The sequence below is a fragment of the Agrobacterium sp. 22-209-1 genome (assembly GCF_053522485.1).
The window spans coordinates 1-23,266 of the sequence record NZ_JBNWCH010000011.1 but is presented as its reverse complement, the minus strand read 5'-3'; the positions used below and the strand labels follow the sequence as shown (position 1 = coordinate 23,266).

The window sequence follows — 23,266 nt, the reverse complement described above, 5'->3', positions numbered from 1 at the left end:
CCACAGCGGCAGCTTCAAAGATCGACATTAATGTCGATACCGCAACGGCGCGGTCTCTCTATCAGTGACATTGCAATCCAATGCATCGGGGAACGAAAGAAAGGTTTCATATGTCGAGCGACACGAAGTTTACCAGCATGCCGTCCGTCTCCCGGCGACAGCTTCTCCGCGCGTCAGCGGCAATCGGCGTGGCCGGCATCCTCGCATCGCCTTTGGGCTCGATTGCGGCAATGGCTCAGGGCGAAGTACCGAAGAAGGGCGGGACCATTCGTGTGGCTGTACCGGGCGGAAGCGCCGATTCACTCGATCCACATCGGACGCAGGGGCAGATTTCCGACATCGTACGCTTCTGCAACCTGTTCGACGGACTTTGCGAATACAAGGCGGATGCCAGCGTCGCGTTGGTTCTCGCCGAGTCCTTCACTCCCAATGAGGATGCGACCGTATGGTCGGTCAAGCTTCACGCGGGTGTGAAGACCCATGCCGGAAAGGATTTCACGGCTGATGACGTCATCTACTCGGTAAAGCGAATTCTCGACAAGGAACATCCGTCCAAAGGTGCCTCGCTGATCAGCTTTATCGACCCGACGAAGGTCGAGAAAGTCGACGATCTGACGGTGAAGTTTACGCTCGCGGCGCCCAACGGCCTGTTCTCCGAAGTGTGGGCAAACCGCTATCTGAAAATGGTGCCGCGTGATTTCGATCCGGCGCTGCCGATCGGAACCGGCGCATTCAAATACGTTTCCTTTACGCCGGGGCAGGAATCCGTGTTCGACCGCTTCGACGGCTACTTCCGCGAGCCGGCATGGGTCGATCAACTCGTGATCTCGGTGATCAACGACAATACCGCGGCAATCAATGCGCTGCGCGGCGGCCAGGTTGAAATCACCTATACAATGCCGTTCGCGCAGGCACGAGTTATCTCCGTCGATCCGAGCTTGAAGCTGCTGAACAATCCTTCCGCGATGTCCGTTCCGATCTACATGCGGACCGATGTTGCGCCTTTCGATGATCCGAAGGTCCGAATGGCGATGAAGCTGATCGCGAACCGGGAGCAAATGGTAAAAATTGCTCTGGCCGGTTACGGCACGGTCGGCAACGACATGGCCGGGCGAACAATTGCACCTTGCGGAGAGTCCACACTACCGCAGCGCAAGCAGGACATTGCCAAGGCGAAGGAGCTGCTGAAGGAGGCTGGAAAGTCGGAACTGACCTTAGATATGGTGACGGTCAACGGCACCGCCGGCATGGTCGAGTGCGCGCAGGTGTTCGCCGAACAGGCAAAGGCGGCCGGGGTCACGATCAATGTGAAGGTGATGGAAGTCGGCGCCTACCTTGCGAAATACGGGCAGTGGTCCTTCGGGGTCGATTTCCTTTCCGATACCTATCTCGCGGTCGCAACGCGCAGCCTGCTCCCGAGCGGCACGTTCAACACCTCTCACTGGAATGACCCCGAGTTCAACGACTTGCACAGGCAGGCCGTGGCGACGGCCGACATCACCAAGCGGTGCGATATCATCGCGAAGATGCGCGCGATCGAACACGAGCGCGGCGGCAACATCGTCTGGGGCTTTGCCAATGTCCTTAACGGTTACCGCGCGAACGTAAACGGCCTCGTCCCTTATACGGTTGACTCCGCTCTTTACAGCCTGCGCTCGGTATGGATGGCATGAAAAATGAATGGGAGGGCATCGCCCTCCCATTGCACTTTCAGTTGCAGGTCTGTTCGCGCCGGTTCCGGTTCCGGTTCCGGCTGTGGGTCGCCGCCGACGCTGCATGTACGATCAATGGCACAAGTGCCGAAATCCCGTTTGGATCAACGGTTGGATCAAAAGAACTGAAATCCAGGCCGACGATTTCGAAACGGTCCGCGATGGCGTCCAGGGCCCAGACGAGCTGCACGTCGGACAAGCCGCCCTCCGCCGCGTGGTGACTGGACATGAGGACTGTCGGGTCCAATACGTCGACATCGACATGCACGTACAACCTCGAACAGCGCGTTCTCAGATCCGCCAAGGCATCGACGATCGCCGCTTCATAGCCCTTGCTCTCGATTATGGCCGGGTTGACGATACTTCCCGGTGACTTTTGACCACGGTTTGGCTTGTGCTCATATTTTTCATGCAGGCCGATCGTCAGAATACGGTCGGCCGGAATGGGTTCGAATCCAGGAATCTGACGGCAGAACGCCTGCCAGCATCGCCCAGCAATCATCGATACGGGCATGCCTTCAACCAGCCCGCTCGTCGATGTCTCGGGTATTTCCGCATCATCATGGGCGTCGAACCAAACCATGCCGATGTCGTCGACTTCTCCAAGCCCGGCGACCATCCCAAGCGTGCAGGTGCATCCGCCATTCGCCACCAAGGGAAGCCGATCCGCGGATACGGCAGTGCGGACCGAACGGGCGAGCCTCGAGGTCTGAACCTGGAGACGGCTCATCTGGTCGCCTGCGAACAGACCCGCGACATTTGCGTCGAAATTACCTGCAGTCTCGTCCGGAGCGGGGTCATCCACGTCCTCGATAAGCTCGACCGTCAGATCGCGGCTGACGTCAGACAGGGCGCTCAGAAGGGTCTGGTCCGAAAGCAGTTCTCGCGGACCAAGCGCCATGGCATTCCTTGGCGATGCCTCGCGACGCCCGAAGACGTAGGGGAGGCCTATCCATGAAATCGGCGTTGTCACGCTGCACCGCCTCGCCGGGCAAGGCCTGCCGCAGCCGCTTCCGCCGCCGCGACAACAAGGGGTACGAGGACCTTCGGGCCGCGCTTGTCGACGACCGGATCATAGGAGGCGAAGCTTACGGCAAGGATCTCAAAACGCTCGCCGATCAGACCGAAGGCCGTCTTGCATTGCTCGTCCGTCAAGCCGCCATCGGCCGCGTGCGTATTGGCTCGCAGCACAGACGGATCAAGGACGTCGGTATCGAAATGGATGAAGACCTTGTTGCATTTCGATGCCAAGCCGTCCAGCGCCTGGGTCAAAGCGTTCTCGAATCCGAAAGCATCGATGACCGGCTTGTAGACGAGAGTGCCAAGAGCGTCGCTCGCATGCTTGCGCGCGGTTGGTGTAAACATTTCACTTAGGCCGATCGTTACGATGCGGCTTTCGTCGATCTCGCGAAAGCCAGGGATTTTGCGACGATAACGAGGCCAGCATTTGCCGGCAATGGTGGTGACCGGCATCCCCTCGATGAAGCCGTTTTCGGACGTATCTGGTGTTTGCGCGTCTCCATGGGCATCGAACCAGATCATGCCGATCTTGCCATCGGCATCCCCCACGCCGCCGACCATTCCAAGTGCGGCCGAGCAAGCGCCAACGCAGGCGATCGGGATTCGCCCACGGTCGCGGGCGCCCTTGACTTCCTGCGCCAGGCGAATGTTCTGGACAAGAACGCGGGACATCTGGTCGCCAACGGGCAGGAGCCGATAATCCCCGCCCGTGAAGGCTGTGTTCGGCTCGTCCGCATCCTCGATCATGACTGTTTCGACATCGGAGAAAAGTCCCTGCATCGCCGCCGGAGCGTTTTCGGCAGCAAGCAGCACGCGCGGCCCCTGCGCCATCTGATAGCCAAGATTGGGCCCTTTCGACCCCATCAGATACGGAAGCCCGATAAGGCTGACTGGGAATTTCTCGGTGTCCATTTCAATCTCCTTGCAGTAAGATGAAGTATAATGCGTCCGACAAGAGCGCACTGCCATCGTTAGAAATGTCGATGTCGCCTTCAAGCGGACTCTCGGCTGGCATGATTCCTGCTTTACTTATTGCGAACGCGAGAACGACAGCATGATATCGTACATTCGGGATCTCTCATCGAACGAGCTTCAGCTGTTTGGCGACATAGTCGCGCGTCTCTCACGTTTGGATAGCGACATCGAAGCGCGTACGGCGATCTTCCAGGATATCGTGAAGTTGGTTCGCGCAGACTTCGCCGCGTCATACATTTGGAACGACCGCACGCGCCGTTTCGAGAAGGGTCTGATCCACAATATGGATCCTGAGAACATACGGAACTACGAGCGATATTATCAGTTCCGCGACCCTCACACTTTCAAGCTGCGGGCGAAGCGCAAAGCGACGCTAGTCGAGGAGGTTAATCCCTATAGCGAACTCATGCGCACCGAGTTCTACAACGACTTTTTGAAGCGTGATGGGTTGCACCACGGGATCAATGTGTTTCTATTCGAAGGTGATCGCGATCTCGGCGATTTCCGGCTATGGCGATCCGCCAAAAGCCCCGACTTCAATGAGCGAGAAAAGCTGCTTCTTGATACGATCTCGCCGTTCCTGAAAAAGGCGATGGCAAACAGCAGCGAGCGTTACGAGAATCTCACACCGCGGGAGCGGCAAATCGCATTCCTCGTGGCCCGAGGCCTTCGAGACCGCGAGATTTCCGACATGCTGAATATCGGGTTCTCGACGGTCCGGACACATCTGAATAAGGCGATGGAAAAAAAGGGCTGTTCGAACCGCGCTGAGCTTGCCGTCTTGATCATGCGCGAAAACGGGGAGCCACGGGGAACTGCCCGAGCAATGGGCAAAACGATCAAAATCTGATCTTTATAACGACGGTTAACACGTCAATTGACAGCTTTCTATATCAAACGTTGGGTTCGCTCTGGCAAGGTTGATCGACCGCAAAGTTCTCAGATCTATATGCGGCAAAGCACCCACTTTCGCTTACACGTTTCGCGCGGCGTTGGAGAAACCTCGTCTTATTGGATGCATCTTCGAAATGCCGCCGCCGGTTTTCGAGTCTTTGCGATAGGCGGAGACAATGCTTTCCAGAGCATTCCGAGCCGCTGCGATGGCGCAGTTCTGCCGTTGGAATGACGAAGTTCTAGGGCCGAAAATGCATCGGCGGTGTTATTTGGAAAACGGGAAATGATTGTGGGACGCACGCAGTGTAAGCAGGGGAAGGATGGCGCATCTGGCACGGACCCCTTTTGCGTGAGGGCAGGCTCAAATGTTTCCAAGAACCGAGTGCAGGCATTCCTGAAGCCAATGGTGACCTGGGTCATGCCTGTTTCGTTCGTGCCAATGGATCCTCACCTTGAAAGGTGAGATAGGGAAGGGGAGCGGTACCGCTTTCAGCCCGCGGGTTTGCGCGAAGAATTTGGCAACGCGCGAAGGAAGCGCGATCACGAGGTCCGTTTTCAGAATGATCTCGGGAACGCTCGTGAAATGCGGGATTTCCAGCGCGATCATCTTAGTCAAGCCTTGTGCGCGCAGTTCATCCTCGACCCTGCGGTGCCCGGAAAACGGGGAGGCCACCGTCACGCGGCGAATGCTCTTAAAGGCTTCGAATGAGAGCTCAGATCCAGCGAGAGCCGGGTGCCCCTTTCGGAGTAAACACGAATAGACCTCGTCGAAGATCAGCGAGTGGTTCGTGTCGTCGTTCAATTCCGGGAGATTGCCTATGGCAAAGTCGATCTGCCCGACCTCCAACGCGCGCAGCAACTCAGCCATCGCGATCTGGCGTACTTCGATCGTAATGTCGGGAGCGACCACCTGCAGATGTTCGAGGATTGGCGGAAGAAACACCATCTCCCCAAGGTCGGTCATGCTGAAGCGGAACCTCCGGTGGGATTTTGCAGGGTCGAAGTGCTTCCTCTCCTCAACGGCGGCTTCCACCAACGAGATCGCCTCTCTGAACGCGTTGTATAGTTGGATCGCCCTCGACGTCGGCTGCATCACGGAGCCGGTGCGTACGAAAAGCTCGTCGCCAATCTCGCGACGCAACCTGCCAAGTGCGTGACTGACGGCTGGTTGGCTGACAAACAATACGTCGGCAGCCCTGGAAACACTTCCCGTCTCATAAACCGCACACAGAACCCGCGTCAGCGACAAATCCATAATACCTCCCATAAACTGTGTGCATAATAAAAATACCAATTATTCATTTGAATTACAATCGCCGCGGCTCAATTGTGTGCTCACAAAACGAGGGCGGCTATCTCGCAAAGAGCCGATTATCTGCCGATTGATATGATCAATGACGCGGGTTGGCGGCGTGACCTTTAGCAAATCGGTCGCGGCGCCTTTCAAAGTTGCTTCATGGCATTCCCAATCATAAATGATGGATAAGACATGACTACTGTACAGGTCGCCACATTCGAGCTTCTCCGCGCGAAAGGCTTAACCACGATCTTCGGAAACCCTGGCTCGAACGAACTGCACTTTCTTAAGGGGTTTCCCTCGGATTTCCGCTATGTTCTCGGACTGCACGAGGGGGTGGTCCTCGGCATGGCGGATGGTTTCGCCCAAGCGACGCGCTCGCCTGCTTTCGTGAACCTGCACGCCGCGGCCGGGACCGGCAACGCAATGGGCGCGCTGACGAATGCAATCGCCACGCATTCTCCGCTCGTGGTCACAGCCGGCCAGCAGGTGCGCACGACCATGGGCTACGAGCCCATGCTGACCAATGTCGATGCGCCTTCGTTGCCGCGGCCGCTTGTCAAGTGGAGCTACGAACCCGCATCCGCGCAGGACGTGCCGCGCGCGCTGAGCCAGGCGATTCACATGGCATCGCTCGCTCCGACAGGTCCGGTCTATGTTTCCATTCCTTATGACGACTGGGCCGAAGAGGCCGCGGATCAGAACGAACTGCTTAACGCGCGCCGGGTATCGAACCGGACGCTGCTCCCGGCGGACGAGATCGAATCGATCGCGGCTCGCCTCAAGGCCGCTAGAAACCCCGTGCTTGTCGTCGGCACGGACGTCGATGCCGCCGCAGCGCAGCGCTTCGCCGCGAACCTGGCTGAGAAACAAGCAATGTCCGTTTGGATCGCTCCGCGCCCAGCGCGGCTGGGGTTCCCGACGACGCATCCCAATTTTCGCGGAGTGCTTCCCACGGGCATGGCGTCGATATCGCGCATCCTGTCGCAACACGATCTCGTGCTCGTCGTCGGTGCGCCGGTCTTCCGTTATCACCAGCACGAACCCGGTCTCATCATTGCCGATGGCACCGAGCTCATCCATATAACCTGCGACCCGGCCGAGGCAGCGCGGGCACCAGTCGGCGACGCCTATGTCGCCGATATCGCGCTGACGCTGGAAGCGATAGCGGAGTTGGCGACACGAACTGATCGTCCTGCTCCGCCGCGCAGGCCGAAGCCCGCGCCTGCGGCAAAGTCGTCCGAACAGGCGGTTCACCCGGAGCAAGTGTTCGACATTCTTGCGGAGGTTGCTCCCCGCGATGCCATTTACGTCGATGAATCGACCTCCACGACCAACGAACTCTGGGATCGCCTGCCCATGGAAGAGCCGGGCAGCTACTATTTTCCGGGCGCAGGTGGTCTCGGCTTCGGCATTCCCGTGGCGCTCGGAGTCCAATTGGCGTGCCCTGACCGCCGCGTGATCGGGGTGATTGGCGACGGATCCGCAAATTTTGCCATCACGGGGCTGTGGACCGCAGCGCAGGAAAACATTCCGGCGATCTTTATCATCATGAAGAACGGCACTTATGGAGCGTTGCGCTGGTTCGCCAACGTGCTGCAGGCGCAGGACGTACCTGGATTGGATGTTCCCGGCATTGATTTTTGCGCGCTTGCAAACGCCTACGGGATAAAGGCCGCGTCGGTCTCAACACCCGAGGATTTCCGCTCTGTTCTAGGGCAAGCGCTAGAGCAGTCGAAGCCGATGCTCATTGAGGTTACCACCTCCATAAACTGACACTGACTTGTATGCCGGCACACTCGGCCGACGCGATTGGAGTACGAAATGAAGCCCGTCAACGTAGAAGATTACCGGAAGCTGGCCGCCAAACGGCTGCCGCGCATGGTCTTCGACTATCTCGACGGTGGAGCGTCCGGCGAGAGGGGCCTTCATCGCAATCGCCACGCCTGGGAAGCGATCACTTTCGAACCCAAGAGACTAAGCGACGTGGGCAATCGCGATCTTTCGATCGAGCTCTTTGGACGTCGCCAGACACTTCCGCTGGTGATCGCTCCGACCGGCCTCAACGGCGCGATCCGGCCGGACGGCGACTTCCTGCTCGCCAAGGCCGCCGCCAAGGCCGGTATCCCGTTCGCGCTATCCACGGCGTCGAACATGGCGATCGAGGATCTGGCGCGTCGTGTCGATGGCGAGCTGTGGTTTCAGCTCTACGTGGTGCAGCGCGGTCTGGCGAAGGCGCTGGTCCAGCGCGCGCGCTCGGCAGGGTTCAGCACGCTGATCCTCACCACCGATGTGGCAGTCAACGGACGGCGGGAACGCGACATGCGCTCCGGCTTCGGCGTGCCGTTCCGTTACACGCCGCGTATCGTTCTAGATGCCGCCATGCATCCGCAATGGACGGTGGCGCAATTGCGGCACGGGCTCCCACAACTGGCGAACTTCGCCAGCGTCGATGCCGATAACGTCGAGGCTCAGGCCGCGGTCATGCGCCGCCAGATGGATGCGAGCTTCAATTGGGATGACTTGAAGGCTCTGCGCGACGAATGGCACGGCACGCTGCTCGTGAAGGGCATTCTCTGCACGGCCGACGCGGTGCGATGCCAGGAACTCGGGGTGGATGGCGTCATCATGTCGAACCATGGCGGTCGCCAGGTGGAGGATCTTCGCGCCCCCGTCGAAGCACTCGCGTCAGTTGCGTCAAGCATCTCGGTGCCAGTCATCATCGACAGTGGGATACGGCGAGGGACGGACGTGGTCAAGGCGCTGGCCTTGGGTGCCAAGGCGGTCATGCTCGGACGCGCAACACTCTACGGACTGGCGGCGCGCGGCGAAGAAGGTGTGCTGGACGTGCTTCGGATGCTTCGCGAGGAGATCGACAGCACGATCGCGCTGATCGGCTGCGAGGCCTGCGCGAAACTCGATGGAACCTATCTCGCGAGATAGGTCAGTTGACAGAAAATTATATTAAACGGGAGGCCCGTGTGAACAAGACCAATTCCATTTCAGATATCGACGTGACCATCACGGGAGTGCTTGCCCGATCGGTTGACATCCCGCTCGAATTCCCGGTGCAGACCAGTGTCGGCCTTGTCGCGACCGCACCCCTTGTTCTCATAGACATCACGACGAGCAACGGCGTCGTGGGGCACGCCTACCTGTTCACATACACACCCATGGCGCTTCGCGCGATGCGCGAACTGGTACAGGCTCTGGGCAATGCGCTGGTCGGACAGCCGCTCGCACCGGTCCAGCTCGACGCGCTTCTGTCTCAACGGCTACGTCTTCTGGGCAAGACAGGTCTTGCTCTGATGGCGTGTTCCGGGCTCGACATGGCGGCCTGGGATGCGCTTGCCAGGCATCACCGGCTGCCGCTTGCGACCTTGCTCGGTGCCACGCCAAGGCCCGTGCCGGCATATGACAGCCATAGCATGGAAGGGTTGAAGGTCGGCGTGACCCGTGCCGCGAGGGCGCGAGATGAAGGTTACCGCGCAATCAAGACTAAGATCGGCTATCCCACGCTTGCCGAAGACATCGAGGTCGTCCGCGCGCTGCGCAAAACGATCGGTGACGATATGGAGCTGATGGTCGATTACAATCAGTCGCTATCCATTCCTGAAGCTGTCCGGCGCATCCACGCGCTGCAGGGGGAGGGGGTGAGCTGGGTGGAGGAGCCAACCCTGCAGGACGACTGGAAGGGACATGCCGCCATCCGACGCAAGGCTGGGCTTCCGATCCAGATGGGCGAAAACTGGTGTGGTATCGAGGAAATGTCCAAGGCACTCGACGCGGATGCCTGCGATCTGGCAATGCCTGACGCGATGAAGATCGGTGGCGTCACTGGATGGCTGCGTGCTGCCGCTTTGGCCAAGGCTCGCAACATGCCGATGTCGAGCCACCTCATGCATGAGATCACCACCCACCTGATGCTCGTCACGCCGACCGCACACTGGCTCGAGCGCATGGAGCAAGCTGGCCCGATCCTTCGGCAGCCACAGAGGTTCGTGGATGGCAATGCCATTCCCGCCGACGAGCCCGGAAGTGGCGTCGCCTGGAACGAGGATGCCGTGACCCGATATCTCGCGAACTGATTTTCCATCGTCCGTCCGTACATGGAGGTGTGCGGGCAGATCAATGACGGGTCATACAAGGAGGAGCTTCGATGACCTACTGCGCACAATTTTTCGCTCGAACAGATCGGAGCGACGTATGAACGCTCCGGTCTCTTCTCAACAATCCCAGGTGGACATCGGCAGGATTCTTGACGATGGCCCCTGGACCGGCCTGCAGAAGCTTGTCGTTCTGCTCGCCGCATTCGCCATCATCGCGGACGGTTTCGACGGCCAGCTGATCGGATATGCCATTCCCTCATTGATGGCGGAATGGGGTGTCTCACGGGGCGAATTCGCTCCTGTCGTCGCCAGCGGTCTTGTCGGAATGGGGATCGGCACCGCCTGTGCGGGCCTTTTTGCCGACCGGTTCGGGCGAAAGTTCGCGCTGCTCGCCAGCATCGTGGTCTTCGGTGTCGCGACCTGCGCCATCGGCTTCGCTCAAAACATCTGGCAGGTCGCATTGATCCGTCTCATCGCCGGTCTCGGCGTGGGGGGCGCATTGCCGACAGCGACGACGGTGACAGCCGAATTTACGCCGCTTCGTCACCGGACGCTCGCCATCACGGCGACCATCGTCTGCGTTCCGTTCGGAGGGATGTTGGCAGGTTTTGTCGCCGGTCACGTCATTCCGCTTTACGGCTGGCGAGGCCTTTTCTGGATCGGTGGAGCGATCCCGCTCATTCTTCCCTTGATCCTCATTATGAAGTTGCCGGAATCCCCGCGTTTCCTTGCCCATAATTCCAACCGCTGGGCGGAACTGAGAACCCTTTTAGGGAGGATGTCGCGACCGGTTCCAAACGACATAAGCTTCTTTGACAGCCGGGAGCAGGCTGTGGCGGGTAACGGTGGCGTAAAGGCGCTGTTCCAGCAAGGTAGAGGCTTCGACACCCTTGCGCTGTGGATCGCCTGTTTCGCGGTGCTGTTGGCGACATACAGCGCCTTCAGCTGGCTACCCACGATGCTGACCGGCGAGGGAGTAAGCGGAGCGGTGGCCGGCACGGGCCTCACTGCCTACAATCTCGGCGGTGTTCTTGGCGCCATGGTCTGCGCCTATGCCGTAACCCGCTTCGGCTCGAAATGGCCGCTGGCGATATTCACCGCCGGAGGCGCAATCAGCGCCTTCTTCCTGATGACGATAAAGCCGGCCGAAAACATCGACGTGCTCATAGTCGGGATCGGTATGCATGGCTTGTTCGTCACAACGGTCCAATGCATCATCTATTCGCTCTGCGCCAACGTCTACCCGACCAATATTCGCGCGACGGGGACAGCAGCGACGCTCGCGATCGGACGTCTGGGTGCGATTCTCAGCTCCTTCGTCGGCGCTGCGATGATCACTGCGGGCGGTGCGTTCAGCTATTTCGCAATGCTGGGAGCTGCCATGGTCGTCGCCACGTTCGCGCTCTGGTTCGTCAGGAACCAGATACGGCCGGTAGAGAAAACTTGAAACCACGACTCCACCGGCTTCAGTCCACGACACGGATTGGAGCCGGATTTCGCGTAGCCAGGTTTGTGCGAGTCCGCAGCACGCGCCCGACACTTTCCTATCCAATCGAAGAAAGGATTCCTTATGAGCAACGAGCATCAGAATTCGGCGAAGTGGCAACAAGCCTACTTCGTCGGCGAGTGGGTGAGAGCCCCCGACTCCATTCCTGTCCGCGAACCCGCGACCGGCCAGGAACTCGGGAAGGTCGGAAAGCCGGATCCGGCGACGGTCGCCGAAGCAGCCAGAATTGCCACCAACGCTCAGAAGACCTGGATCACCATGCCGTTTCTCGAGCGTGCCGCCATTTTCCGCCGCGCCGCGGCGATCATCGAGAGACGTTCGGCGGAAATCACCGACTGGATCGTTCGCGAGACCGGCGCGATCGCTCCCAAGGCAGCCTTCGAGATAGCGCAAGTCATCAACCACATGCAGCAGGCGGCGGCGACGCTGACCCAGCCACACGGCATGCTTCTGCCCTATGACGGCAATGGCCTGTCGATAGCCCGGCGTGTACCCCACGGTGTGGTCGGCATCATCTCGCCGTTCAACTTTCCTTTCCTTCTGTCGAGCCGTCCTCTCTGCCCGGCGCTCGCTTGCGGCAATGCCGTCGTGCTCAAACCGGATTCTCGCACGCCGGTCGTCGGCGGCATGCTGTTGGCCGAAATCTTCGAGGAAGCCGGGCTCCCGGCAGGTATGCTTTGTGTTCTCCCGGGCGACGCCGAAACGGGTGAAGCAATCGTCACCGATCCGGCGATTGCCATGATCTCGTTCACCGGTTCGACGGCGGTCGGACGCCGGGTCGGCGAATTAGCGGGCCGCAACCTCAAAAAGGTCGCGCTCGAACTTGGCGGCAAGAATTCGCTGATCATCCTCGATGATGCCGATATCGATCTTGCGGTGGCAAACGGATCCTGGGCTTCATGGCTGCATCAGGGGCAGATCTGCATGAGCGCCGGCCGTCACCTGGTGCATGAAGGTATTGCTGAGCGATATACTGCCCGAATGGCCGAAAAGGCCAAGAACCTTCCGGTCGGCGATCCCTTCCGCGAGCAGGTGGCGCTGGGTCCACTGATCTCGGATGTCCAGGCTCAACGCGTCAACCGGATTCTCCGTGACACTCTCGAAGCTGGCGCCACACTCAAGGCCGGGGGCATGTCGAACGGGGTGTTTTTCCCGGCGACAGTGATCGACGGGGTGAAGCCGGGTATGGCCACCTTCGAGGAGGAGATATTCGGTCCGATCGTATCGATCACCACTTTCCGGTCGGATGACGAGGCGGTCAAACTGGCCAACAACACCGAATACGGGCTGTCGGCGGGGATCATCACGTCATCGATCAATCGCGGTAAGGCCATCGCCGACCAGCTCAAGGTCGGCCTCGTCCACATCAACGACCAGACGGTCAACGATGACGGCTTTATGCCGATGGGTGGTCGCGGAGCCTCAGGTAACGGCTCACGGCACGGCGGTCCCGCGAATATCGATGAATTTACCCAGTGGCAATGGATGACCATCAAGGACACCGCGCCCGCTTACCCGCTTTGATGCGGATCGACCCCGGTTGCCCGGCATCCGCCCTGCCGGCGTCGTCTTCTTGTTCACGGCAAAAGCCTACCTGAAAGCAGTCCGCGATTACCGTTCGAAATGCGGTCTTGTTGGCAGATTATGCTCAATTCCCAGCCACGGAGGGTTCTCGTCATACATCTCTTGAATCAGGCGTTTGACAAGTCCGATGTTCGAGGATTTGTCCCCGAGACGGTGGTTGAGAATGACCGGCGTCGTTGCGCCGTCGCCTTCGATCAAGCGGTAGTGAACGTCGGAGCGCATCTGCTTCGCCGACGACGGGATGATGCACAGGCCGGATTCAGCCGCGACAAGACCAAGAGCGGTCTGTATCTCGCGCACTTCTTGCACCTCGCCCGGACGCGCGTCGTTCGCATGAAGGAAATTAAGAACGTGGTCCGCATAGTTCGGCCTCGGTTCCTTGGGATATACGATGATTTTCTGCCCGGCAAGCGCTGCGACGGGCAAGGGGGAGGTGTCTTGGGCGAACATTGTCCCCTTGGGCGCCGCCAAAACCAGACGCTCCTCGCGAAGCAGAGTGCTGACGGTGTTCGCGTCGTTGTGCCATACGCGCCCGAAACCGATATCAATCCGACCCTCCTTGAGCGCGGGGATCTGCTGGACAGAGACCATTTCAAGCAGCTGGATGTCAATTTCAGGAGCGTTCTGCCGCAGTTTGCGTATCAGCGTCGGCAAGCCGCCGTAAAGCGTCGATGCGACGAAGCCGATCGAAAGCACGCTGTTCTGGTTCAGGCCGACACGGCGCGTGGCGGCCTGCATTTGTTCCACGCGTCCGAGCACCTGAATCGATTGCTCGTAAAAAAGCCGCCCCGCCTCCGTCAGCTTCAAGGGCCTGCTGGTCCGGACGAGAAGCTCAACGCCGAGCCACTCTTCGAGAAGCTGTATCTGGCGGCTGAGAGGGGGCTGCGCGATGTTAAGGATATGCGCCGCCCGGGTAAAGTTGCGCTCTCGGGCAACAGCAACAAAATAGCGGATTTGACGCAGATCCATTATAGCCTCCAAACTATTGAATCAGGTATATTGCGCTGCAACATGCGCGCATTATCGCATGCTAATTAGAATACTATATCCAATAGGTATGAAACAAGACGTAAATGGTGTTGGACGTCGGGTGCTTCGCGTAGCACCCTGGCGCTCATGAACAGCACCGTCGCAAATCTCGTCACCACCGCAAGCGTAAGCCCCGTCATCGAACGGGTAGAAACCCTACTTGTGGACCTGCCCACCATCAGGCCCCACAAGCTGTCGGTCGCCACAATGAACGGGCAGACCTTGATGCTCGTGAAGATCTTCTGCAGCGACGGTTTCGTGGGTATCGGCGAAGGCACCACAATCGGCGGGCTGGCCTATGGGGCCGAAAGCCCGGAAAGCATGAAGCTTGCGGTCGATACTTATTTCCGGCCCTTGCTTGTTGGTCAGGATCCCACGCGCATACAGGCACTGATGCTGCGGGTAGGCCAGCTGATCAAGGAGAACCGCTTCGCGAAATGTGCGGTGGAAACGGCTCTTCTCGACGCCCATGGGAAGCGCTTGAACCTTCCCGTCAGCGAACTTCTGGGTGGTCGCATGCGCAGCACCCTGCCCGTGGCATGGACGCTCGCCTCCGGCAACACATCGCGCGACATCGCCGAGGCCGAGGAGATGCTCGAACTGCGTCGCCACAGGATCTTCAAGCTGAAGATCGGCGCCAGGCCTCTACGCGACGACATCGTCCATGTGGCGGAGATCAAGCGCGCTCTCGGTGATCGCGGCTCGGTGCGCGTGGATGTGAACATGGCTTGGAGCGAGCGTGATGCGGCTTACGGGATGGCCGCTCTTGCGGACGCTGGCTGCGAACTGGTGGAGCAGCCGGTTGCCTCTACCTCCGCATTGAGCCGCCTGGTGCGCCGCTTTCCGATCGCGCTGATGGCCGATGAATCGCTGCACGGCCCAGAGACTGCGTTCGAGATCGCCAAGTCACACGGCGCCGATGTTTTCGCCGTGAAGATCGAACAGAGTGGCGGCCTTTTCAATGCCTTGCGGGTAGCGGCGATCGCCGATGCCGCCGGCATCGGCCTTTATGGGGGAACCATGCTTGAAGGCGCTGTCGGTACTATTGCGTCGGCACAGGCGTTCTCGACGTTCGCTAAGCTGGAATGGGGTACCGAGCTGTTCGGCCCGCTCTTGCTGACGGAAGAGATCCTTGCGACGCCGCTGGAGTACAAGGACTACGAGCTGTCAGTACCGACCGGGCCGGGCCTCGGAATCGTGCTGGATGAGGACCGAGTAGCGTTCTTCTCCCGAAACAGAGCGGGCAAGACCGTCAGTGTTGGCGGGTAAGGAGGCTGACTATGTTGTTTCATGTGCGCATGGACGTGATGCTTCCTCGGGATCTGGACACTTCGAAAGCTGCCGAGATCCTGGCGGAAGAAAAGACTTACTCGCAGGAACTGCAGCGCACCGGCAAGTGGCGCCACATCTGGCGGATCGCCGGCCAGTACGCGAACTACAGCATCTTTGACGTGGCGGACAACGCGGAGCTTCACCAAGTGCTTTCGGGCCTGCCACTTTTTAAGTTCATGAAGATCGAGGTGAGCCCGCTGTTGCGTCATCCCTCGGCCATTCGTGAGGACGACAGCTAACCTGGCATCAACGCGTACCGGTCGCCGGACACGCGTCCGACGCGGTTTCTAAAAGGAGGAGTTAGAAATGACCGTAACCATCTTCAACAGACCTGACATTCAGGAATTCCTGACAACCCTTAGCGGTTTGAACAACGACAGCGGCAATCCTCGCGTCAAGCAGGTCGTTCATCGAATAATGTCGGATCTGTTCAAGACGATCGATGATCTGAACGTGACGCCAGACGAGTATTGGACGGCAGTCGCATGGATCAACGAGATCGGTGCCTCAGGCCAAGCCGGCCTGATTTCTCCCGGCCTGGGTCTCGACCATTTCCTCGATGAGCGGCTCGACGCGATTGACGAGGCGCTGGGGATCGAGAACCCCACGCCGCGCACCATCGAAGGTCCGCTGTATGTCGCCGGCGCCCCTGTTGCCCATGGCTTTGCTCGCCTCGACGACGGAAGCGATACCGACGGGCATCCCTTGATCATGCACGGCACGGTCTACGGCTCTGACGGAACACCTTTGCCAGGCGCGACGGTCGAAGTATGGCACTGCGATACCCGCGGCTTCTACTCTCATTTCGATCCGACCGGAAAGCAGGCGCCCTTCAACATGCGCCGCACTATCGTCACCGATGAAAAGGGCTGTTATCGCTTCCAGAGCATAGTCCCGAACGGCTATGGCGTCCCTCCGGGAAGCCCGACCGAACAGCTTCTGTCCGCGCTCGGACGTCATGGACAACGACCTGCACATATCCATTTCTTCATCAGCGGCGACGGCCACCGTAAGCTCACGACGCAAATCAATATCGAAGGCGATCCGCTCGTCAACGATGACTTTGCCTACGCTACGCGCGATGGCCTCATCCCCTCGCTAATTGAGCGAACGGATGTGGAGAGCATCGAAGCCAACGGAATGAACGGTCCTTTTGCCGAGATCGTATTCGACATCCGCCTTACGCCCTTGGTCGACGGCATCGACAATCAGGTAAACGAACAGCGCAAGCGCGCCGCCGCATAGTCTCGGCTCGCGCTTGAGCGCGGCCCGTAGCCACCCTTTCAATGGAAGTCTATTGCGAGGAGCACCGCCGCCAAGCGTGTTCCTCGCGGGAGGAAAATCATGCCTGCAAATATCGACAAGGCCCGTGACCTGGAACACCTCCTCTCCAACGCCGTCCAAGACGACAAGGAGGCAGGCATATTCCGCTGCCGTCGGGATATCTTCACCAATGAAGACCTGTTCGAGTTGGAGATGAAGCACATCTTCGAAAGCAACTGGGTCTACTTGGCACATGAAAGCCAGGTTCCCGAGAACAACGATTACTACACGACCTATATCGGACGTCAGCCGATCGTGGTGACGCGTGACAAGACCGGCGCGCTGAATGCAGTGATCAATGCTTGCGCGCACCGCGGGGCGATGATCTGCCGCCGCAAGCACGGCAACAAGGGCAGCTTTACCTGTCCGTTCCATGGTTGGACCTTCTCCAACACCGGCAAGCTTCTTAAGGTGAAGGACGAGAAGACGAGCCAGTATCCCGCCCAGTTCGCCAAGGATGGCTCACACGATTTGAAGCGCCTCCCGAGGTTCGAAAGCTACAGGGGATTCCTGTTCGGCAGCCTCAAGGAGGATGTTGCGCCGCTCGAGGACTACCTCGGCGAAACCAAGATCATCATCGACCAGATCGTGGATCAAGCACCGCAGGGTCTCGAAGTACTCCGCGGAAATTCGTCCTACATCTACGACGGCAACTGGAAACTCCAGATGGAGAACGGTTGCGACGGTTATCATGTGAGTTCGGTCCACTGGAACTATTCGGCCACTATGGGTCGCCGGAAGCAGGAGGGCACCAAGGCAGTCGACGCCAACGGGTGGAGCCGTTCCGTGGCCGGCGTCTATGGCTTCGAGAACGGGCATATTCTCTTGTGGACCAACACGATGAATCCCGAAGTTCGTCCGGTTTATCATCAGAAGGCTGAAATCGAATCGCGTGTCGGCAAAGAGCGAGCGCAGTTCATCGTCAACCAGACCCGCAATCTCTGCGTTTATCCAAACGTCTTCCTGATGGACCAGTTCTCAACACAGATCCGGGTCACGCGGCCTATCAGCGTCAACCGCACTGAAATCAGTATCTTCTGCTTCGCGCCCAAGGGAGAAAGCTCAGAGGATCGGGCTACCCGAATCCGACAGTACGAAGACTTCTTCAACGTGTCCGGCATGGGCACTGCGGACGATCTGGAGGAGTTTCGTGCCTGCCAGGAGGGCTATGCCGGAACTGCCGCCCTCTGGAACGACCTGTCACGCGGCGCGCCCTTGTGGATAGACGGGCCGGACGAAAACGCCAAACGGATGGGCCTCAAGCCTTTGCTATCCGGAGAGCGTAGCGAAGACGAGGGGCTGTTCGTCCGTCAGCATGAATATTGGGCAAAGGCAATGCGCAATGCACTAGTTGCAGAAAAGAATGGGGTCGTGGCATGAGCGTTTCATACGACACCATCTGTGCCTTTCTCTATCGCGAAGCGCGGCTTCTAGATGATCGACAGTGGGACGAGTGGCTCACCTGCTACGCTTCCGACGTCGTCTACTGGATGCCCGCATGGGATGACGACGATCGGCTTACGGAAGACCCGCAGTCGGAAATCTCGCTGATCTACTATCCCGACCGTGACGGGCTTGAGGACCGGGTCTTCCGCATCAAGACGGAGCGATCCGGCGCCTCCACGCCCGAGCCGCGAACCAGCCACAACGTAACGAATGTCGAGATCGTCGACGATCGCGGCGACGAGATAGACGTCCGCTACAATTTCCACACGATGAACCACCGTTACAAGGTCACGGACCAGTTCTTCGGCACGATGTTCGTCACCCTGCGAAATAGTGCTGAAGGACTTCTGATCTCGCGCAAGACGATAGCGCTGAAGAACGACTACATCCGCCAGGTCATAGACGTCTATCACATCTGATACGCGTCGGGGCTGTGCGGCAACCGAGGAGGAAAATTCTATGGCCTGCTACACGATCGCACTGAACTTCGAAGATGGCATCACGCGTGTCATCGAATGCGGAGATGACGAGAAGGTGCTGGACGCCGCATTCCGCAACAAGATCAACCTGCCGATGGATTGCTCCGACGGCGTCTGCGGCACGTGCAAGTGTCGTGCCGAAAGCGGCTCCTATGATCTAGGCGACGATTTCATCGAGGACGCGCTGACCGAAGACGAGGCTAAGGAGGGACTGGTGCTGACGTGCCAGATGAAGCCGAAGTCGAACTGCGTGCTAGCGGTTCCGACCACGGCTGCGGCCTGCAAGACCGGGCAGAGCAGCTTCGCGGCGACGGTCGCTTCTGTAAAGCCCTTCAACGATGCTGCGGTCGTGTTGGAACTGGAAACAGACGCCGGCACCGGACCCGCCTTCCTACCGGGCCAGTATGTGAATGTCGACGTGCCGGGCAGTGGTCAGAGCCGGTCTTATTCGTTCAGCAACGCACCCGCAGAACGGCGCATCAGCTTCCTGATCAAGAAGATCCAGGGCGGCGTCATGACCGAATGGCTGTCGAAGGCGCAGGTCGGCGACAAGCTTGCGATCACCGGCCCGCTGGGAAGTTTCTATCTTCGTGAGGTCAAGCGACCCCTCCTGTTTTTAGCGGGCGGAACAGGCCTTGCACCGTTCCTATCCATGCTCGAAGTCCTGGCACGTTCGGGATGTCAGCAGCCGATCCACCTCATGTACGGCGTCACGCGCGACAATGATCTGGTTCTCGTCGATCAACTCGAATCCTATGCGGCGCGGCTGGAGAACTTCACCTTCAGCACCGTCGTCGCCGACGAGACGTCCAGCCATCTGCGAAAGGGATGGGTGACGAGCCACTTGCCGGACGAAATCCTTGCTAGCGGCATGGACGTCTATCTCTGCGGGCCGCCGCCCATGGTCGATGCCGTTCGCCGGCATTTTGACGAGAGGGGGATTGTTCCCCAGAGCTTCCACTACGAGAAGTTCACTCCCAACGCTCCGGCCAGGGAAGCAGCATGAGCACGGGTGTCTGCGAAGGACGGTTTGCTGGCAAGGTCATCGTGGTGACGGGTGCGGCACAAGGGATCGGTCGGTCGGTCGCCATGCGCGCGGCAGCCGAAGGCGGACGGGTCTTGCTCGTGGATCGTGCGGACTTCGTTGCCGACGTCGCTGCTGAAGCGGGGCCCGGCAATGCGTTGGGTTTCGAGACAGACCTGGAGACTCACCAAGGCGCTGCAGCCGCAATGGATTTCGCGGCGAAAAACTTCGGTGGTGTCGACATCTTGATCAACAATGTCGGCGGCGCGATCCGGATGCGCCCTTACGAGGAGTTCGAACCGTCGCAGGTCGATGCAGAAATCCGCCGATCTCTCATGCCGACTCTCTACTGCTGCCACGCCGTTCTGCCGCATCTCTTTCGACGCGGCGCGGGCGTTATCGTCAATGTCTCGTCGAATGCGACACGGGGGATCTTTCGCGTACCTTATTCCGCAGCAAAGGGGGGCGTGAACGCCATCACCCAGTCGCTCGCGATGGAGGTTGCCGAACGCAATATCCGGGTGGTCGCCACGGCGCCGGGCGGTACGCAGGCGCCCGCGAGGCGTGTTCCGAGGAATTCGGACGGCGACACGCTCAAGGAACAGGGATGGATGCAAGACGTCGTCGGGCAAGTAACGGACTCGAGCTTCATGAAGAGATACGGGACGATCGACGAACAGGTCGCACCCATCCTGTTCCTTGCCTCCGACGAAGCATCCTACATCACCGGAACGGTCATGCCTGTGGCAGGAGGCGACACCGGCTGATCGTAAGGAACGATCCATGCGTACAACTCGGGAGGAGTAGAAATGCGCGATATAGATGTCAATGAAGTGATAGATAGGAGCCCCTTTGGGAGCTTCCAATGGATGGTGGTCGTCCTATGCGGGCTGCTGCTGATCGTCGATGGCTACGATGTGTTCGTTGCGGGCACGGTACTTCCGTCGCTGATTGCAGAATGGGGACTGACCAAGCCGCAGGCAGGCGCACTGCAAGCTTGGGCACTGTTCGGAATGATGTTCGGCGCTTTGGTGTTTGGTCCGCTCGCGGATCGCATTGGCCGCAAGAAGGGGATCGCAATCAGTTTCTTGCTCTTCACCATTTCGACTCTGCTGACCGGTCTTGCAACATCGCCCGAGCAGTTTAAGATTTTCCGGTTCATCGCCGGCCTCGGGTGCGGCGGGCTGATGCCAAACACCGTCGCTTTGATGAACGAATACGCGCCGAAGCGTCTACGTGGCACGATGGTTGCCCTGATGTTCTCGGGCTATTCGGTAGGCGGCATGGTCGCAGCCGGTCTCGGGGTCGGCCTGATACCGACAGTGGGATGGCAGCCGATGTTCTTCATCGCAGCCATTCCCCTGTTGATATTCCCATTAGTACTTTGGAAGCTGCCCGAGTCTCTCGGCTTTCTTATTCGGCAGGGCAAGCAGGACGAGGCGCAGGCAATCTTCAGCAAGATCGATCCGTCCGAAACGCTTGGCAAGGGCGACAAGCTTGTATTCAGCGAGGTCAAGGGAGCTTCTGCATCCGTGGCCGAACTGTTCCGGCATCAGCGAGCGCTGAGCACGTTCATGCTTTGGGTAGCCTTCTTCTGCTGCCTTCTGCTTGTCTACCTTCTTTCCTCCTGGCTGCCTAAGGTCCTGCAGGAGGCGGGGTATGCGGAGCGGGCAAGCCTACTCAGCCTTTTCTCTCTGAATTTCGGCGGAATGGCGGGTGCGATCGCCGGGGGATGGTTGGGTGATCGCTACGGGCTGCCGAAGGTCGTCGTTGGGTTCTTCGCGGCAGCGACGATCTCGATCGCCCTGACAGGCTTCAGTCTGCCGCCAGGAGCACTCTTCCTGATAGTCTTTATTACCGGCGCGACCACGATCGGAACCCAGATTCTACTCTATGCCGGCGTCGCCCAGCTATATAACCTTTCGGTTCGATCCACCGGTCTGGGATGGGCCTCTGGCGTCGGACGGATCGGCGCCATCGTCGGACCAACGCTTGGTGGCGTGCTGCTCGCTCAGGAATTGCCGATCCAGGAGAATTTTCTGATTTTCGCAATTCCTGCAGCTGTGTCCACGGTAGCAATGGTCGTATTTGCCGTGGCGACCGGTCGGCGCGCTCGCACGATCCCGCTCGCGGTCGCAACCTGACACACCCAGATCCGAGAAGCGGCGCTACGCTCCGGCGCCGCTTCCAATCTCCTACCAGCGCGGTGATCCAATGCCCTATCTCGAACTTGCCACCCATCGACTTCACTATCGCATCGAGCCGGACGATGAAGGAATGCCGGCGAGGCCTTGGCTTGTTTTCTGCAATTCGCTCGGCACGGATCTGAGGATGTGGGACCAACAAGTGGCGGAGCTCGGGCAGGACTTTCGCATCCTTCGTTACGACCGCCGAGGCCATGGCAGATCGACCGCGCCGCCGCCGCCCTACGCGCTTGCAGATCTCGGGCAGGACGTGATCGCATTGTTGAACGTACTCGCAATCGAACGAGCACATTTCTGCGGCCTCTCGATCGGCGGACTGGCGGGCCAGTGGCTGGGCGTCCATGCTCCCTCCCGTCTGCTCAAGCTGGTCGTCTGCGCGACGGCCCCGAAAATCGGTACGGCTCAAGGTTGGGAGTCAAGGATGGAGGACGTGAGGAAGCGGGGGCTAGGGCCGATGAGGGACGCCACAAAGGAACGCTGGTTCAGCCCTGTCTATGTCGAGAGCAATCCACTTCTTGTGGCCGATGTTCTGGACCGTTTCGAATCCACGTCGCCAACCGGATACATAGGCTGCTGCACGGCTCTCGCCAGCGCAGATCTCAGGCGCGATCTAGCACGAATTACTACGCCGTTGCTTGCCGTCTCCGGAGACCACGACCCGGTCTGTCCGCCCTCCGATTTAGAAGAGATCGCATCGAGCGTTCGGAACGGGAACCATGTTTCCCTTGCTGGACGGCACATAATCAGCATGGAATCGTCCCTTCAGTTCAACAAGACCGTTCGTACATTTCTGTCGAGTTAGGGTCACGAATGGGTCATGTCTGTGATGACTTCAACGGGAAAAACCTTGGGTGAAGACGGTCGAGTTCGCCAACCAATCCGTCAGGTCACCAACTCGAACACGGCGCCAAGCACCTTCCGTCGACCCAACTCGCCCAGCAGGCGGCTTAGTATGAAGCGCCTCTCTGGTCCATCCCGAGGGGTTCACTCCAAAAAACTGATACACTCTTTTCCGCAATTCCTGACGCAAAACCGGTTCCCACTTTTGCTGGAGTTGCTCTAGACACGGACGCGTAACGAATGTCGGTATCGGTGGTTGCGAGCCCCCGCAACCAAAACTTATATGACTATCAAGACTTTAATCGGCCTCCTTCGGGAGGCCGAAGTCGTTTTTACCCCTAGCACAACGCTAGGGCAGATTCTGTGGTCGATGAATCGATTGTGAAGGGACAGGGCGAGCGGAAGCTGATTCAACATCCACTGCGAAAGAGGTGGATGATGGGACGAGCACTGAGCGATGATCTTCGACTACGCGTGTTAAAAGCGTCTGC

Annotated in this window: 20 protein-coding genes; 16 read left to right on the top strand and 4 right to left on the bottom strand. The window is 59.1% G+C overall.

Annotated elements, in window-relative coordinates:
* Positions 1–110 precede the first annotated feature (110 nt).
* On the top strand, positions 111–1,673 hold the full coding sequence (locus tag ACQZ48_RS20050) for an ABC transporter substrate-binding protein (protein ID WP_448729266.1): 1,563 nt from the start codon (positions 111–113) through the stop codon (positions 1,671–1,673).
* A 37-nt stretch (positions 1,674–1,710) separates the two neighbouring features.
* Here the strand turns inward: ACQZ48_RS20050 and ACQZ48_RS20045 are convergent, their stop codons facing one another.
* Both ACQZ48_RS20045 and ACQZ48_RS20040 read right to left on the bottom strand, forming a co-directional pair.
* Positions 1,711–2,685, bottom strand: a complete 975-nt coding sequence (locus ACQZ48_RS20045) for an arginase family protein (RefSeq protein WP_448729265.1) — start codon at positions 2,683–2,685, stop codon at positions 1,711–1,713.
* Positions 2,682–3,644 carry an arginase family protein gene (locus ACQZ48_RS20040; protein WP_448729264.1) on the bottom strand — a complete coding sequence of 321 codons (963 nt, stop codon included), beginning with the start codon at positions 3,642–3,644 and terminating at the stop codon, positions 2,682–2,684. The genes ACQZ48_RS20045 and ACQZ48_RS20040 overlap by 4 nt, the downstream gene beginning before the upstream one ends.
* 142 nt (positions 3,645–3,786) lie before the next feature.
* Between ACQZ48_RS20040 and ACQZ48_RS20035 the strand changes: the two genes are divergently transcribed.
* On the top strand, positions 3,787–4,557 hold the full coding sequence (locus ACQZ48_RS20035; RefSeq protein ID WP_448729263.1) for a response regulator transcription factor: 771 nt from the start codon (positions 3,787–3,789) through the stop codon (positions 4,555–4,557).
* 405 nt (positions 4,558–4,962) lie between these two features.
* On the opposite strand, the gene ACQZ48_RS20030 is transcribed toward ACQZ48_RS20035, so the two are convergent.
* A complete protein-coding gene (locus tag ACQZ48_RS20030; RefSeq protein WP_448729262.1) occupies positions 4,963–5,856 on the bottom strand; it encodes a LysR family transcriptional regulator in 894 nt (297 codons plus the stop codon).
* 234 nt (positions 5,857–6,090) lie between these two features.
* Between ACQZ48_RS20030 and mdlC the strand changes: the two genes are divergently transcribed.
* The 5 genes from mdlC (at position 6,091) to ACQZ48_RS20005 (ending at position 13,038) form a co-directional block, all read left to right on the top strand.
* Positions 6,091–7,674, top strand: a complete 1,584-nt coding sequence (gene mdlC / locus ACQZ48_RS20025) for a benzoylformate decarboxylase (RefSeq protein WP_448729261.1) — start codon at positions 6,091–6,093, stop codon at positions 7,672–7,674.
* 48 nt (positions 7,675–7,722) lie between these two features.
* Positions 7,723–8,841, top strand: a complete 1,119-nt coding sequence (locus tag ACQZ48_RS20020; RefSeq protein WP_448729260.1) for an alpha-hydroxy-acid oxidizing protein — start codon at positions 7,723–7,725, stop codon at positions 8,839–8,841.
* A 5-nt stretch (positions 8,842–8,846) separates the two neighbouring features.
* Positions 8,847–9,986, top strand: coding sequence for an enolase C-terminal domain-like protein (locus tag ACQZ48_RS20015; RefSeq protein ID WP_448729259.1), 1,140 nt, complete (start codon positions 8,847–8,849; stop codon positions 9,984–9,986).
* A gap of 118 nt (positions 9,987–10,104) precedes the next feature.
* Entirely contained in the window at positions 10,105–11,454 is a 1,350-nt protein-coding gene (locus ACQZ48_RS20010) for an MFS transporter (RefSeq protein ID WP_448729258.1), read from the top strand.
* A gap of 63 nt (positions 11,455–11,517) precedes the next feature.
* A complete protein-coding gene (locus ACQZ48_RS20005; protein WP_448729257.1) occupies positions 11,518–13,038 on the top strand; it encodes a benzaldehyde dehydrogenase in 1,521 nt (506 codons plus the stop codon).
* Positions 13,039–13,125: 87 nt separating this feature from the next.
* On the opposite strand, the gene ACQZ48_RS20000 is transcribed toward ACQZ48_RS20005, so the two are convergent.
* On the bottom strand, positions 13,126–14,067 hold the full coding sequence (locus ACQZ48_RS20000) for a LysR family transcriptional regulator (protein WP_448729256.1): 942 nt from the start codon (positions 14,065–14,067) through the stop codon (positions 13,126–13,128).
* Between the two features lie 147 nt (positions 14,068–14,214).
* On the opposite strand from ACQZ48_RS20000, the gene ACQZ48_RS19995 reads away from it, so the two are divergent.
* From ACQZ48_RS19995 to pcaD, 9 genes are all read left to right on the top strand, one after another.
* Positions 14,215–15,396, top strand: coding sequence for a muconate/chloromuconate family cycloisomerase (locus tag ACQZ48_RS19995; protein ID WP_448729255.1), 1,182 nt, complete (start codon positions 14,215–14,217; stop codon positions 15,394–15,396).
* An 11-nt stretch (positions 15,397–15,407) separates the two neighbouring features.
* On the top strand, positions 15,408–15,698 hold the full coding sequence (gene catC / locus ACQZ48_RS19990) for a muconolactone Delta-isomerase (RefSeq protein ID WP_174166804.1): 291 nt from the start codon (positions 15,408–15,410) through the stop codon (positions 15,696–15,698).
* A 67-nt stretch (positions 15,699–15,765) separates the two neighbouring features.
* The gene (gene catA / locus ACQZ48_RS19985; RefSeq protein WP_448729254.1) at positions 15,766–16,704 is read left to right on the top strand and encodes a catechol 1,2-dioxygenase; all 939 of its coding nucleotides are present in this window, start codon (positions 15,766–15,768) and stop codon (positions 16,702–16,704) included.
* 99 nt (positions 16,705–16,803) lie between these two features.
* Positions 16,804–18,162: a Rieske 2Fe-2S domain-containing protein gene (locus tag ACQZ48_RS19980; protein ID WP_448729253.1), complete on the top strand. Its 1,359-nt coding sequence runs from the start codon at positions 16,804–16,806 to the stop codon at positions 18,160–18,162.
* Complete coding sequence (gene benB, locus ACQZ48_RS19975; protein ID WP_448729252.1) at positions 18,159–18,647, top strand: benzoate 1,2-dioxygenase small subunit; 489 nt, start codon at positions 18,159–18,161, stop codon at positions 18,645–18,647. The genes ACQZ48_RS19980 and benB overlap by 4 nt, the downstream gene beginning before the upstream one ends.
* A gap of 40 nt (positions 18,648–18,687) precedes the next feature.
* Positions 18,688–19,713, top strand: a complete 1,026-nt coding sequence (gene benC, locus ACQZ48_RS19970) for a benzoate 1,2-dioxygenase electron transfer component BenC (protein ID WP_448729251.1) — start codon at positions 18,688–18,690, stop codon at positions 19,711–19,713.
* Positions 19,710–20,498 carry a benzoate diol dehydrogenase BenD gene (benD, locus tag ACQZ48_RS19965; protein WP_174166799.1) on the top strand — a complete coding sequence of 263 codons (789 nt, stop codon included), beginning with the start codon at positions 19,710–19,712 and terminating at the stop codon, positions 20,496–20,498. The genes benC and benD overlap by 4 nt, the downstream gene beginning before the upstream one ends.
* 42 nt (positions 20,499–20,540) lie before the next feature.
* Positions 20,541–21,875 (top strand): MFS transporter, encoded by a 1,335-nt coding sequence (locus tag ACQZ48_RS19960; RefSeq protein WP_448729250.1) that lies wholly within the window; start codon positions 20,541–20,543, stop codon positions 21,873–21,875.
* 70 nt (positions 21,876–21,945) lie between these two features.
* Positions 21,946–22,737 carry a 3-oxoadipate enol-lactonase gene (gene pcaD, locus ACQZ48_RS19955; protein WP_448729249.1) on the top strand — a complete coding sequence of 264 codons (792 nt, stop codon included), beginning with the start codon at positions 21,946–21,948 and terminating at the stop codon, positions 22,735–22,737.
* Positions 22,738–23,266: the final 529 nt, after the last annotated feature.

Bases quoted from the DNA above. Each gene is read 5' to 3' on its own strand.
- ACQZ48_RS20050 (WP_448729266.1), top strand. From the start codon at position 111: ATGTCGAGCGACACGAAGTTTACCAGCATGCCGTCCGTCTCCCGGCGA.
- ACQZ48_RS20040 (WP_448729264.1), bottom strand. From the start codon at position 3,644: ATGGACACCGAGAAATTCCCAGTCAGCCTTATCGGGCTTCCGTATCTG.
- ACQZ48_RS20035 (WP_448729263.1), top strand. From the start codon at position 3,787: ATGATATCGTACATTCGGGATCTCTCATCGAACGAGCTTCAGCTGTTT.
- ACQZ48_RS20030 (WP_448729262.1), bottom strand. From the start codon at position 5,856: ATGGATTTGTCGCTGACGCGGGTTCTGTGTGCGGTTTATGAGACGGGA.
- mdlC (WP_448729261.1), top strand. From the start codon at position 6,091: ATGACTACTGTACAGGTCGCCACATTCGAGCTTCTCCGCGCGAAAGGC.
- ACQZ48_RS20020 (WP_448729260.1), top strand. From the start codon at position 7,723: ATGAAGCCCGTCAACGTAGAAGATTACCGGAAGCTGGCCGCCAAACGG.
- ACQZ48_RS20010 (WP_448729258.1), top strand. From the start codon at position 10,105: ATGAACGCTCCGGTCTCTTCTCAACAATCCCAGGTGGACATCGGCAGG.
- ACQZ48_RS20000 (WP_448729256.1), bottom strand. From the start codon at position 14,067: ATGGATCTGCGTCAAATCCGCTATTTTGTTGCTGTTGCCCGAGAGCGC.
- ACQZ48_RS19995 (WP_448729255.1), top strand. From the start codon at position 14,215: ATGAACAGCACCGTCGCAAATCTCGTCACCACCGCAAGCGTAAGCCCC.
- catC (WP_174166804.1), top strand. From the start codon at position 15,408: ATGTTGTTTCATGTGCGCATGGACGTGATGCTTCCTCGGGATCTGGAC.
- catA (WP_448729254.1), top strand. From the start codon at position 15,766: ATGACCGTAACCATCTTCAACAGACCTGACATTCAGGAATTCCTGACA.
- ACQZ48_RS19980 (WP_448729253.1), top strand. From the start codon at position 16,804: ATGCCTGCAAATATCGACAAGGCCCGTGACCTGGAACACCTCCTCTCC.
- benB (WP_448729252.1), top strand. From the start codon at position 18,159: ATGAGCGTTTCATACGACACCATCTGTGCCTTTCTCTATCGCGAAGCG.
- benC (WP_448729251.1), top strand. From the start codon at position 18,688: ATGGCCTGCTACACGATCGCACTGAACTTCGAAGATGGCATCACGCGT.
- benD (WP_174166799.1), top strand. From the start codon at position 19,710: ATGAGCACGGGTGTCTGCGAAGGACGGTTTGCTGGCAAGGTCATCGTG.
- ACQZ48_RS19960 (WP_448729250.1), top strand. From the start codon at position 20,541: ATGCGCGATATAGATGTCAATGAAGTGATAGATAGGAGCCCCTTTGGG.
- pcaD (WP_448729249.1), top strand. From the start codon at position 21,946: ATGCCCTATCTCGAACTTGCCACCCATCGACTTCACTATCGCATCGAG.